Source organism: Parashewanella hymeniacidonis (assembly GCF_016900895.1).
GTDB lineage: Bacteria > Pseudomonadota > Gammaproteobacteria > Enterobacterales > Shewanellaceae > Parashewanella > Parashewanella hymeniacidonis.
On record NZ_JAFEUN010000117.1, the window covers coordinates 1 to 13280 of the forward strand.

Sequence of the window (13280 nt, forward strand, 5' to 3'; positions counted from 1 at the left end):
CTTCAGACTGCTGTTGTGATGCTGATTATGCTTTGGATGCCTTAGCATGGAGTCGCAGCAGTAGTTTGACCTATAAAGTCAAATCAACTTTTTATCAAGCGCTAAAAACTGCAGCATCGAGTAGATGGAATCGATGTCGATTGGGAAAATGTTTCGCTAACGTCTAAAGCTGAGCAAAAAGGTGTGTCTAAATTAATGAGACAGTTAAAAAATCAATTACCTTCTGGATCATGTGTTTCTAATGCTGTGCCAGCGACGCCTTTTTATTGGGATCAGTTTCCGAGTGCAGAAGCGTGGAATAAGAGTGTCGATTGGAGTGTGGTCATGGGCTACGACTTGTACGGTACATTTGGCCCGTTCACTGAATTAGCGTCGAATTTGTATGAGCAGAAAAAAGCTAAAGTGCCAGATGAGGATTATCACTATAACTATCCTGAATCAGTGTCTGTTGCTAAAGCGGTTGTGCATTACAAAAATCAAGGTTTACCGACCAGTAAGATCATTTTAGGCGTACCTTTTTATTGTCACAGTTATTACACAGATTCTAATATTGATGGCGGATATCGGCAGCGTGTTTATGATGCAAACATTAGTTCTCAAATTCCATTTAAGGAGGCTTCAGGTGTTTGGGAACGTGGTAAAAAAGCTCATTTTAATGACGGCAGTGCTTACAGCTTGAGTAAGCTTAATGGAACAAAAGGTACGGCGAAATATCAGTTCTTAAGCTGTGAAACACCGAATTCTATTGCGAACAAAGTGAAATTCGCTAAACACGAAAAATTGGCAGGGATGTCGATGTGGGAATTGTCTCAAGATGTAAACTATGAAGATTCAAACTCACTGTTACGTGCTATGACAAAGTAATAAGAAATGAGTGCATTGTAAAAGTGTACAATGCACTTTTTCTATTGTTCGCTTATCCTGCCAATGTCTCTGGTTCTTCCTTGATGCTTTTTTCGGATATTTGATTTATGGGCAAATATTCTGTAAGTGATTATTAAGAAAGGGGCTTACTGAAGACATACCCTTGAATAAAGCTTTTGTCGACTTTTAGTACCTTGACGGGAAACCTTTTTAAGTAACTCAATGATGAGTAACCCGTACCAAAATCGTCCAAGCTTATTTTTATGCCAAGCTGGCTATCTGTAATGTCGTTACACCAGTTTAAAACAGGGCATGTAGCCTTGGTAAAATGGGAACCCAAGTGGATTCGAAGTCCACATAAAAGCCGGCATGAACCATTTACTAAAAGTGATGGCGCAATTATTTTGGTAAGAACAGGTCATTTAAAGGTTTAATAATCTTTTATTAATTTTTATTTCTCATTTACCGCTTTTGTTTTTAAAGTTTTAATTGACCCTTATCTAGGGTAGGCATGTAGCCTTGGTCTTATTAAGTTCGCACTTTAATGCCCAAAAATAGATGAATAAGGATTAACTGTGAACTAGGTTTATAAAGCTTAAAATATATGTATGGGCATAGTTAACTTTAGGAACCTATGCAAGCACATTTAGCCTTAGCTGAACTTCCTCAATCTCTTGCTGGTTATAAAGTCACAAAGAGAGAAGGAAAACATACTCAGAGTCTTACTTTTAAAAGTAAGAAACACGGCTGGGCGACACGAAATTACAAAGTTGTATATTGTTCCAAAGATAGTCACTTATACTTAAAACACAAAAAATGGTTTTCTCCATTGTGGTATAGAAAAGAGAAAATAGATCCGCAAAACATTCCTAAAGATGGCACAAAAAGGTCGGTGATCGAATATGCACGCTCAACTCCGAATTTTTTATCAGAAGAATCAAAAAAGAATATATTCGGGGCATCTTCACATGAAAGTAAAGATGAGACGCAGCCCGTGTCTGGTGATGAATTATTGCGGAGCAAGTCCGGTGTCATTGACTCATTAAATACTTCAGGTTATAAAAGTAGAGAACATTTTACTGCTTCAGTTAGGGTGCATCCCCTTGATAAACATAATTCACACAAATACTCACATTCAACAGAGTGTGGAGATTTAATTGACTCAAAAGCGAATATTGCAGCAAAAATGAATTCGCAACAACGGCCAAGTCAAGACATAATTTCTGAGCATTGGATACACAGCGATGTGATGAGAGTTATTAATGAAGAACAAAATATCGCTAGTGAGCTAGCTGCTCTATTTCATAAAAATGAAGATTCCAGAAAGAGTATTATTGAGCTTCTTAGCCAAAGTGGTAACTCTAATTTAAGAAAACAGTTTTGGAATGAGCTTGCACCTGAACATTTTAAATTTTTTGAGAATCTACCTATAGAACAGTGCGAAGGACTAAATCTGCTTTCATTTAATAAATTACTCGCTGTCATTGAAAAAAATTGCCCTGATGAGCCACAGTTAATACTAAATCGCCTTTCACATGAAAAATTCACATCGGTTTTTGAAGAGGACAAGAACTTTAGCATTCAAAAAATGATCTTACTGAATGATGGCAGTTTTGTGAGTCAGTTGAGTGTAGAAGAACAAATCGATTTTATTAAAGCTTGCTTAATGGACGAACGAAGTAATGATTATGTGGACAAACTTAGGCATGTGATTCACGAGATTATTCTTCATGAGATAGATCAAGCCTTGCAGTTTGAGCTTTTCTATTGTGTTACTTCAAACCCCGCTGCTAGTCACATTTTAAAAGGAATTGAGTTATTACCTGAAGACTTGGTTGAATATTTAGCTATTTATATTTCAGAACCTGAATCACAACTCCAACTTACGCAAATGTTAGATCGCATAAACCCAGTGTTTGCCGTTCAACTTATCGGTAGGCTACCCACTGCTGTTCAAGAGACGTATTTGAATGAACTTTCAGAAGGAAAGAGAATTTGGGTTGAGAATTTACTCGCTAATACTGATACGAAAGATGTTGATGAAATCGAGGCATCTCGTCCAGATTTAGTAGTTGAGGCAAAGGATTATTCAGGCAAAAGTAATAGAGCAAAAGCACTCGTTCAGAGGGTTGCTTTAAAGAAACCAATAACCAAAATTGCAGGTCGAGTAGCTCGAGTAGAAAGAGGGTGGTTCAAAAATTCATTTATTAACTGGTATATCAGAAAATACAATATCAACATGGAAGAAGCATTGAAAAAAAATCCAGAAGATTATCCCACATTTAATGATTTTTTCTGTAGACGTTTAGAGCCAGGAGCTCGGCCCATTTGCATGCAACCAAATGTGTTAACTCACCCTGTCGATGGAACAGTCAGTCAAGCAGGGGCGATTAATCAAGGCCAAATAATCCAAGCTAAGAATCATGATTATTCAGCACAGGAGCTTCTGGGAGGGGATGAGAGAGTTTCTAAACCCTTTGAAAATGGAAAGTTTGCCACAATTTATCTCTCACCAAGTGATTACCACAGAGTGCATATGCCCATTGATGGCACTCTTAAGAAAATGATTTATGTTTCTGGTGATCATTACTCTGTCAACCCCAACACAGCGGCACATGTTAAAAAACTGTTTGCTAGAAATGAAAGAGTTGTTTGCATTTTCGATACGCCGATTGGTGAAATGGCAATGGTAATGGTAGGGGCAACAATTGTATCGAGTGTACAGCCAGTATGGGAGTCTAAACCTGTTACAGCAAAAAAAGGTGAAAAAGTCAGTGTCTGGGAGTATGACACTACGGGACCTAATGCTTTCTCCTTAAAAAAAGGTGAAGAAATGGGGCACTTTAAACTTGGAAGTACAGTCGTGGTGTGTCTTGAAAACGGTAATTTCGGAGACTTTTTAAAGACGGTTCAGCCTGGTATGAAAACCCAAATGGGAACTGCGTTCGGTTATAGTGTAAAAAAAATGGTTCAAGATGCGTCCTCAATATCATTTCATTCACAAGAGAATTCAAATTTAGAGCCTGCTTTAAATCCGGCATAAACAAACCCTAGCTTGAATCTCTTCGGGTTTAATTCCTTGCCCCTTGGGGCGGGGTCTTTCATTAGATGCTGTAGCATAAACCTAAAACCAGAATAGTTATTTAGGTATACAGTAAGCAATGTTACTTTTGTTATCAAAACTACGATCTTGTGGTACAAATACTCTCACATCTTTCAGTTCAGCTTCCAAGGCTGTTTTTTTCCACCATTTTTCCATCATCAGAGAGTTTCTGGAGAATTGTTTTAGCTGCTAATTCACAGTAAGCCAAACTTGAAAACTCCTGTGAGATACCTTCACCAAAACCACCAGTATCGACTTGACCTGCTTCATGCTCATAGTGGATTAATACATAGGCTCCATTTTTAGCATAGGCTAAGCTAATGGGAGCCAATAAGAAAAAAATGATAATTATTGATAGTCGTTTAACGTTAAGAGAGATAAGACACGAATAGGCAAAATAATTTATCTCATTATAAGATTGTACCCTTAATGTTCTTTGAACACGCCCTAATTTTAAATTAATTAATCTAAATTAAAACGCATAAATAGGGCTTTGTTGAATTTGCTTTGTGAACTTAGCCATTTTAAGAATCTTCCAAACTATTATCCAATGCCGCATCGATAAGCGTTTTATCTAAATTTTTAGAAGTATCCACGCCTAACTGTTGCATTTGATGTGCTTGTCGAATCAAATTGCCTTTGCCTGTCGAAAGCTTACTCATTGCTGCATTGTAGCTTTTATCCGCTGTTTCTAATGCACGCCCTAGTTTGTCCATGTCTGATACATAACCACATAATTTGTCGTAAATCTTACCTGCATGTTGAGCAATTTTTTGGGCGTGTTGGTTTTGATACTCGTATCGCCAAATATTATTGATGGTTCGAAGAGCAACCAGTAAGTTTGTTGGGCTTACTAGCATCACATTTTGTTCAAGAGCAAAATTAACAATGTCAGGATCATTTTCTAATGCTAATAAAAATGCTGGCTCGATTGGAATAAACATTAATACATAATCTAGGCTTTTTAAGCCATGCAACTGCTGATAATTTTTTTGGCTTAATCCCTTAATATGAGTCCGGATAGAGAGTACATGTTCTTTTATCGCAGCTTGTTGTTCAAGCTTATCATCACTATTGAAGTAACGCTCGTAAGCAACTAGTGACATTTTTGAGTCAATGACAACGTCTTTTTCTTCAGGTAAATGAACAATGACATCAGGTTTAAAGCGTTTGCCGTCATCATTTTTTAAGTCTGATTGAGTTTCGTATTCATGATTTTCCCTCAAACCACTTTCTTGAAGCACTCGTTCAAGTATGACTTCGCCCCAATTACCTTGTTGTTTGTTGTCACCCTTTAGTGCATTAGTTAGATTTATGGCGTCTTGGCTCATTTTAATATTGAGGAGCTGAAGTTGTTCTAATTGATGTTTCAATGCACTTCGCTCAGATTGCTCGTGATTGTAGGACTCATTAATCTGTTTTCTGAAACCGTCAAGTTGCTGCTTGAAAGGGGACAATAAACTTGTGATTTGCTGATTGTTTTGCTGATTAAATTTCTCACTTTTATCATCAAAAATTTTAGATGCTAAGTTCTCAAACTCTGTTTTTAAGCGTTGTTCAGCCGTTTCGAGTAATTCAATTTTATCTTGAAGTGCCTTTTTTTCAACTTCGTGAGTTGAAGTGAGCGTTTTATGCATCGCATTTGATTTTGAAAGCGAGAGTTGTGCTTCCATTTGTTTATGTCTGGCATCTTCTAGTTTATCTTCAAGAGCGGGTACCTGTGCTGTAATTGCTTCAGCCTTTCCGAAAGCTTGAATCGTTTGCTCTAGCTTGCTGCGTGTTTCTAAAAGTTCTTGATTGAGCTTTTCAATATCCTGCAAAAACTGCGCTTGTTTCATGTCAAATACTTGCTCCCAGCGCGAACGGGTGAGCTTTTGATTAACCAAAGCACCTAATAAAAAGGTTAGAAAACAAAATGCAGTCGTAACGACAATTTCAGCAGTAGTAAAGTCAGAAAAAGGTGAAAATTCAGTCATGATATAAATAAAGATAAATGAGATGTTAGTAAGGATGTCACGACCTTGTACTAGCTTCAAGTAAAGCTGCTACAATTTTAGTATCCAAATCGAATTCAATTTTTATTATTTTTGAAATAAAGGTTCGATAAAGGCTGTCTTTTATTGTAATCAAAAGAATTGCGCTAGGGGTATAACGTGGCTAATAAAGGTAATTTTGTAAAAGGTGTTTTAAAAAGAAAAGCTTGGGACTTACCTGAGAGTGAAGTGACACCTGAATCGGTATTTAAATCACGCCGCCAAATTATAAAAGCACTTGGTTTAGGTGCCGCTGGTGCAAGTTTGTCAACGAGTGCCCAAGCGGGTTTGTTTGACGTTTTTAGCGATAAAAAAGCGGACGATGCATTTAAAGTGTCACCGTTAACCTTCACTAAAAATGAAAAGTATCAAACCTCTGAAATATTAACACCCGAAACCAAGGTAACGACTCACAATAACTTTTTTGAGTTTGGCACAAGCAAAGCCGATCCTGTTAATAATGCACAAGGTTTTGACGTTGAACCATGGAAGCTAGTTGTTGATGGTGAAGTAGAAACCCCATTAACCCTAGGTTATGACGATTTATTTAAGTTAGCTGCATTGGAAGAACGCACATATAGACTTCGTTGTGTTGAAGCTTGGTCAATGGTAATCCCTTGGGTTGGGTTTTCACTTGCTAATATCATCAAAAAAGCAAACCCAACGAGCAAAGCAAAGTACGTCGCATTTGAAACGCTACATGATCCAAGTCAGATGCCAGGCCAAAGAAATCGTTTTGTTGGAGGTGGAATTCATTATCCCTATGTCGAAGGACTAACGTTGTCTGAGGCGTTAAATGATTTAAGCTTTCTAGCCGTTGGTTTATATGGTAAAACCTTGCCGCCACAGAATGGGGCACCTATCAGACTTGTTGTGCCTTGGAAGTACGGATTTAAGAGCATTAAATCGATTGTTCGTATTCGCTTAACGGATAAAAAACCACCGACAAGTTGGAATCAGCTGGCCTCCCATGAATATGGTTTTTATGCGAATGTGAATCCTGAAGTTGATCACCCTCGCTGGTCACAAGCCTCTGAGCGAAGAATTGGTGCTGGTGGGCTATTTTCGGCAAAACGAATTCCAACATTGCCATTTAATGGTTATGGCGATGAAGTAGCAAGTTTGTATACCGGTTTGGATTTAAGGAAAAACTTTTGATTAGAATAAAGCCTAAGCAATTAAAGTGGATAAAGTTACTTTTTCACTTAATTGCTTTAGCTCCGATTGCTTTTTTAGTACTTGATGTACTGAATGATAATGCTGGGGGGGACCCAGTGCAATACATCATTCATTACACCGGAATTGGTGCACTAAACACCTTGTTTTTGACCTTATTGATCAGTCCTGTAGCAAAGAAGTTTAAGATGGGTTGGTTAGTTCAGACGAGAAGGCTGGTGGGGTTGTACGTTTTTGCTTATGCGACTTTGCATATCGCTTCGTATTTTGCTTTAGACTTGGTTTTCGAATGGTCATTACTTGGTGAAGAAATATTTAAGCGACCATACATACTTGTCGGTGCAGCAGCATATTTAATTCTGTTTGCCCTGACTTTAACGTCATTTAAAAAGGTGATGAAAAATATGGGGCGTCATTGGCAAAAATTGCATAATTGGATTTATGCGGCAGCCATCTTAATTCCGATACATTTTTATTGGTCTGTTAAATCAGAAATCATCGAACCAAGTATTTATATTTTTATTGCAGTAGTGTTATTGAGCTTTAGAGTCGTGCCTAAGTTTAAAAAGATTAGACAGAAGAAACGATGATACAGTAAGCCGTTATATTACTAGCAGACAAAGAAAAAGAGTGATAACAAGTTATCACTCTTTTGTTTTTTTAAAGGCTAATTGAATTAACCCCTGTTCATCCTTAGATTAGAATGAAACTGTGAAAGGATCAGAACATAAGCTTGATTCTGCTTCACAAACTTTATACTCATAAGAACCAGCAGCATCACGAATTCGATCGCGCATACGTCCATCATTACGAGTTGTTGAGACCATTTCACCATTACGGTAGATTGCTACGTTACCGCCCATTGCGCCTGACCATGTTAAGTCAATATAGGCTGTGCCACGACGAGTGATACGTGAACGACGAATATCTGCATCGATACTGTGTGCAAACACATCGACAACCATGCTTGTAGAACCTTCACGACCTTCAGCATCAGTAGCAGTTAACATAACAGTATAAGAACCAGCTTCAGCATAGCTGTGCATTGGGTTCATGTCGCTTGAAGCACTTCCATCACCGAAGTCCCAACTGTAGCTAACAATATCTTCGTTAACGTCAGAACTCATGTTAGTGAAAGAAACGTCTAATAATTCAACTTCGTAACTGAAGTCTGCAACGGGTGCAGCTGGAGCGGCCTCACCTGTACCAGAGATAGTTAATCCCCAGCTGTTTAGTGTTCCTGTATCAAGGCTTGCATTATCACTAACTGATAAAGTCCAAGCTCCCATCGCCATTTCAGTGTTAAAGTCAGTTAAGCTGTAGCTCATTACTAAGTCATCAGCAGAACTGCCTTCGCCATTATGTAGTACAACTTCAGTGCCTGTTGGTGAAGTTAGCGCAACTCGAAGGTCGCCTCTCCAAGTATGTGTAATATCAACATGAGCTTGAACACCAAAGACTTGCAAATCATCCGCAATTTCAATTGTACTTGTAATTCCTTCTGCATCGTTATCTGGGATATCCATGCTGTCGGTATTGCTATAATCGAAATCTCTTAGACCAGCAGGTAATACTTCAAGTGCAACGGTTTTGCTCTTAACCATGTCACCATTGACGGCAGTAACTTCCATTGAGTAGTCACCGTAGCCAGTATCTTCTGTTGTCATCACATCAAGCGTGAATGAACCACCTGCAGAAACGGTTGAAGTTGATAAAGAAACACCTTCAAGAGCAGGTGATACTGTAACAGAAACATCAACATCACCCGTCCAACCAGCAACGCTACCAACATCAAATGTATAGCTCGCTGACTCGCCAGCTGCAATTGTTTGGCTAGCAGGCTGAACCGTTAAGCGGTATCCAGGTTCTGGATCCGCTTCCACTAATGCATTTGCAACGTTCAGTCGTTTTCCTGAAGCAACCCTTCCTTCGAGCGCAGCTATAGCGTCTCCAGAGTTCATCAGCAACTGCTTCATTTCTAATACGGAAAGGTCTGGATTCAAAGACCAAACTAAAGCGGCTGCACCAGCAACATGAGGCGTTGCCATTGAAGTGCCAGAAAAAGTACTATACGAATTTCCAGGAGTTGTAGATAAAATAGCTGTTCCCGGCGCACCAATATCAACACTGGTTAGACCCCATTGCGAGAATGAAGACATTTCATCATTACGATCTGTACTTGCAACAGCAATAATGGATTCAGAGTCGTAACTTGCAGGGTATGATGGAGAAGAATCATTATCAAATGCGCCATTTCCAGCTGCCGCCGCAAACATAATGCCGGCTTCACCACCTGCATCAATTGAGTCTTTTAATGCTTGGCTAAACCCGCCGCCGCCCCATGAGTTGTTTGTTGCAAGGATATTTACACCTTGGTTGACTTTTAAGTCAGTCAAGTAGTCAATACAAGCAATCGCATTTGCTGTTGAACCACTACCAGAGGCATCAAGAAATTGACAACCTACGATAGATACATCCCAGTTAACACCTACAACACCAGTGCCGTTGTTACCTGTCGCACCAATCGTTCCAGAAACATGAGTACCGTGACCGTTTTGATCCATAGGGTCGCCATTGTTATTTACGGCACTGTATCCATAAATATCATCGACAACACCATTACCATCATCATCAATACCGTTACCCGCAACTTCACCTGGGTTAACCCACATGTTTGCTTGTAGATCAGGATGATTGTAGTCAACACCTGTATCAATCACACCGATAACAACATCATGACTTCCTGTAGTTGTATCCCAAGCTTCAACTGCATCAATATCAGCGTCAGCAGTGCCATTACTTTGGCCTACATTGTGCAGCCCCCATAAGCTTGCAAAATCACTGTCATCTGGTGTCCCAATGGCTCTAACTATATAGTTTGGCTCCGCATACTCAACAGCTGAATTTTTGCTGATTAATTTGATTGCTGTTTTAACGTCCATTCCCTTACCAAGTTGTAACTTAGCTAGGCGACCGTCCATAAAGCGAGCGAATTTGTCATCAATTCCATCAGCATTATTGTCATCCATCAGAGCACGGATAGATTGACGAGCATACTCTCTTTGCTTCTTCGAAGAATCAGCTTTGTATTTGACTAGAATCGAACTTTGTTCGAATTGCGGTGTGGTTTCCACTTTAGCTTGAGCTGATGCGGTTAGAACACCTGCAATCGCTATAGCTAAAGGCGAGATTTTTTTTAACATTTCCCAGTTCCTATTTGTCAGTCCATGAAAAATTTTAAGTTATTTACTTACTTTTCAATTTTTTATTACATTTATGGCATTTGCAGCCAGAAGAAAAGTCAAATCAATAACGGACAATAAAGCAGAGCAATTGATGACATATCGAATCAGCCATTAAAAGGCGTTGAAAACTATTTAGTAATAAAGGACTAGAAGATTGGGTTAGTGATTTCAGTGGGATAAGTAATGTTAAATGTAAATAAATTGTTATAAAACGGTGGTTTGTAAGTTTATTGAATGAAGAGTAAATATTTTTACAGTGAATTAAATTCCGACTTTTGTCCGATTGAAGCTATGTGAAACCTCTGTAACTTGTTCAACAACTTAATTTCAGTTTCGTTTTCTGAATTGGGTTCTTTAAGTAATTATAAAAGGTCTTGAGTATGCGAATAATCATAGATGGTGGAATATGAAAGTGAATCAGTTTCTAAAGGTAACACTTTTATCTTTTGTCGTTGTATTTTCGTCTGTTGCATCTTCGAATGACGACGAATGGAACACAGATGACGTTGCAATCTCATTGTCACTTGAGAGTCTATTAATAAATGCCAACCGTGAAAATCTCATTTCTCTACTTCAATCAGGTTCGAATAATGAAGCTGCTTTGCTCCAAATAGGAAGCAACAACATCATTGATGTGATTCAACTTGGCCATAACAACCTAGCAGTTGTAAACCAGTATGGGAACGGAAATGAAGTTGAGCTAAACCAGCTCGGTGATAACAACGTTGATGTAATCACTCAAATTGGCAATGACAACTTAGTACAAATTGACTCGCTTGGAAACACTGGGTTCATCATTCAGCAAAATTCAGACAATGCAGTTTTAAGGATTTCGCAATTTAATTAGGGAGAAGCTAAATGTATATTAATGCAAAAAAATCGATGCTTGCTTTAGCCGTGTCTTCAGTACTTAGTTTAAGTGCTGTTGCTGGTGAAGGTAATGAAATCACAATCGTTCAGTCAAATGTAGCAACGGGTGATACTGCAGTTGGACAAGATGCAACATCAATTCAATTTGGGTTTGATCATGTGAGCCGAATTGACCAAACAGGTGATGCTCAAACTGCCGATGTAACTCAAGATGGTGTTTTTACTGAATCATATTTGAATTCAACGGGTAATGTTAACTCTGCTACTGTTACTCAGTTATCATTATGGCATATCAGTAATATCGATATTACAGGCGACGAAAACGAAGGAACAGTATTTCAAGATGGCTTCTTCTCACTGTCGGATGCAGATGTTGTAGGTAACTTTAACAGCTTCAATGTTACTCAGTTGGGTGGCACGAACGAATCTGTTGCAGAGTTATTAGGTGATAATAATACGTTGGTTGTTAGTCAAGATGGCGATGATAACTTTTCTACTTTCCGAGTGGAAGGTAACGATAATGATGGTGATATCACCCAAACAGGTGACAGTAACGTTGCTGGTTTAGTCTCTCTTGATATTACGCCTAACGTTGGTGATAACAACGATGTTACCGCCGTACAAGTAGGTAACGGAAATTTGGGTGCTGCTAGGGGGGTGTTGGGTAACGATAACACTATGAACTTTGAGCAAACGGGTAACGCAAACTCTGGTTTTGTTTACTCATTGGAAGGCAGTAATAACTCAATAGACATTACTCAAGACGGTAACGATAACCAATCTTGGATTGCATTTGCAGCGGGTGATGGGAATGACCTTGAGATTACTCAAGAAGGCCAAGGAAATTTAATCGGTACTGAATTTGATGGTGGTGATTTTGCGGCTCGCATTACTGGTGATGTCAACAACATAGATATTCAGCAAGAAGGCGATGCGAATACTATGGATATGGAAGTTACGGGTGATGATAACCGTCTCGACCTAGATCAAGAAGGCGATAGTAACTACGCATTGATGCGCATTACTGGTAACCGTAACGTTATGGGCATTCGTTCATCTGTGAACCTCAATGATGCGCGTTCAGCAATAACAGGTGATCGTAACCGAGTAGACATCCGTCAAGATTTTTCTGGTACAGAAGATAATTCGGCTTGGGTTGTTGTTGAAGGAAATGACAACTTTGCACAAACTAATCAAGACGGTTATCAAAATGATGCTGTGATAACGGTTGCTGGAGAAAATAATCGTGAAGCATACATTGGCCAATACGGTATGTATAACTCAGCAGATTTGAATGTAGCCGGCGACGAGAATTTTGCTTTTGCTGAACAAGAAGGTGATTCAAATATTGTTGGTTCAATTCAAGGCCAAGGTTTGAGTGGCTCTTTTATTGAAGGTAATAACAATCATTCTGAGTTGTGGCAGCTAGGTGACGAAAATACAATTGATACTGCAGTTATTGGTAACGATAATAGCCTGCTGGTTGACCAAATTGGTAATGAAAATATTGCTGAAGTTGCATTTGTTGGCAATTCAAATGTTGATGCTTCTGTTAACCAACGTGGTGATTTAAATGAGGTTTATACTTGGACATTTGGTGATGAGAATGACATCTTATTCTCACAGCTTGGTGCTGAAAACTTCATCGGTGGTATTGCAGGTGTAAGTGCGGACTTTAGAGTTGAAGGTAACAATAACTCAATTTCTATCACGCAGGATGGAACAGCAAACGCAGTATATGGTTTGACTGTAGGTAATAGTAATAGCATTTCTGTCACTCAAACAGGTACAGGTAATGTTGCAACAGTTGGACAAAACTAAAGTCCAACCTCTGTAAAGAGTAGCGTTTTGGAGAGCTTCGGCTCTCCTTTTTTGTTTGCCCAGCGAAGCTGGCAAACCCGACAGGTTGAAAGAAACCTGTATCGCCCCGACTGAGGGGAAGATAATCCGAATGGCAAGGGCGTTGTTGGCTAACGGCAGGGTCTGAAG

Annotated in this window: 9 protein-coding genes and 1 pseudogene; 6 read left to right on the forward strand and 4 right to left on the reverse strand. The window is 39.0% G+C overall.

The features are described 5' to 3' along the window. Positions 1-108 precede the first annotated feature (108 nt). Positions 109-864 carry a glycosyl hydrolase family 18 protein gene (locus tag JQC92_RS18210; protein ID WP_205000980.1) on the forward strand — a complete coding sequence of 252 codons (756 nt, stop codon included), beginning with the start codon at positions 109-111 and terminating at the stop codon, positions 862-864. A 163-nt stretch (positions 865-1027) separates the two neighbouring features. Here the strand turns inward: JQC92_RS18210 and JQC92_RS23280 are convergent. Continuing rightward, positions 1028-1135: pseudogene (locus JQC92_RS23280) on the reverse strand (EAL domain-containing protein); the annotation flags it as partial. 1773 nt (positions 1136-2908) lie between these two features. On the opposite strand from JQC92_RS23280, the gene asd reads away from it, so the two are divergent. Continuing rightward, positions 2909-3907, forward strand: coding sequence for an archaetidylserine decarboxylase (gene asd / locus JQC92_RS23285; protein ID WP_420851329.1), 999 nt, complete (start codon positions 2909-2911; stop codon positions 3905-3907). A gap of 178 nt (positions 3908-4085) precedes the next feature. Here asd and JQC92_RS18225 read toward each other — a convergent pair whose 3' ends face one another. Both JQC92_RS18225 and JQC92_RS18230 read right to left on the reverse strand, forming a co-directional pair. Continuing rightward, positions 4086-4298, reverse strand: a complete 213-nt coding sequence (locus JQC92_RS18225) for a hypothetical protein (RefSeq protein WP_205000975.1) — start codon at positions 4296-4298, stop codon at positions 4086-4088. 193 nt (positions 4299-4491) lie between these two features. Beyond that, a complete protein-coding gene (locus tag JQC92_RS18230) occupies positions 4492-5943 on the reverse strand; it encodes a DNA recombination protein RmuC (RefSeq protein ID WP_205000983.1) in 1452 nt (483 codons plus the stop codon). A gap of 177 nt (positions 5944-6120) precedes the next feature. Here JQC92_RS18230 and msrP point away from each other — a divergent pair, with 177 nt between their 5' ends. Both msrP and msrQ read left to right on the forward strand, forming a co-directional pair. Then, the gene (msrP, locus tag JQC92_RS18235; protein ID WP_205000976.1) at positions 6121-7158 is read left to right on the forward strand and encodes a protein-methionine-sulfoxide reductase catalytic subunit MsrP; all 1038 of its coding nucleotides are present in this window, start codon (positions 6121-6123) and stop codon (positions 7156-7158) included. Continuing rightward, positions 7155-7766, forward strand: coding sequence for a protein-methionine-sulfoxide reductase heme-binding subunit MsrQ (gene msrQ, locus JQC92_RS18240; RefSeq protein ID WP_239480631.1), 612 nt, complete (start codon positions 7155-7157; stop codon positions 7764-7766). Before msrP ends, msrQ begins: the two co-directional genes overlap by 4 nt. A gap of 108 nt (positions 7767-7874) precedes the next feature. Here msrQ and JQC92_RS18245 read toward each other — a convergent pair whose 3' ends face one another. After that, the gene (locus JQC92_RS18245; RefSeq protein ID WP_205000977.1) at positions 7875-10379 is read right to left on the reverse strand and encodes a S8 family serine peptidase; all 2505 of its coding nucleotides are present in this window, start codon (positions 10377-10379) and stop codon (positions 7875-7877) included. Positions 10380-10833: 454 nt separating this feature from the next. Here JQC92_RS18245 and JQC92_RS18250 point away from each other — a divergent pair, with 454 nt between their 5' ends. Together JQC92_RS18250 and JQC92_RS18255 are read left to right on the forward strand one after the other, a co-directional pair. Further along, entirely contained in the window at positions 10834-11268 is a 435-nt protein-coding gene (locus JQC92_RS18250; protein WP_205000978.1) for a curlin, read from the forward strand. Positions 11269-11279: 11 nt separating this feature from the next. After that, positions 11280-13112 carry a curlin gene (locus tag JQC92_RS18255; RefSeq protein ID WP_205000979.1) on the forward strand — a complete coding sequence of 611 codons (1833 nt, stop codon included), beginning with the start codon at positions 11280-11282 and terminating at the stop codon, positions 13110-13112. Positions 13113-13280: the final 168 nt, after the last annotated feature.

Excerpts from the sequence above, each read along its gene's own strand:
- JQC92_RS18255 (WP_205000979.1), top strand. The coding sequence starts at position 11,280 with ATGTATATTAATGCAAAAAAATCGATGCTTGCTTTAGCCGTGTCTTCA.
- JQC92_RS18245 (WP_205000977.1), bottom strand. The coding sequence starts at position 10,379 with ATGTTAAAAAAAATCTCGCCTTTAGCTATAGCGATTGCAGGTGTTCTA.
- JQC92_RS18230 (WP_205000983.1), bottom strand. The coding sequence starts at position 5,943 with ATGACTGAATTTTCACCTTTTTCTGACTTTACTACTGCTGAAATTGTC.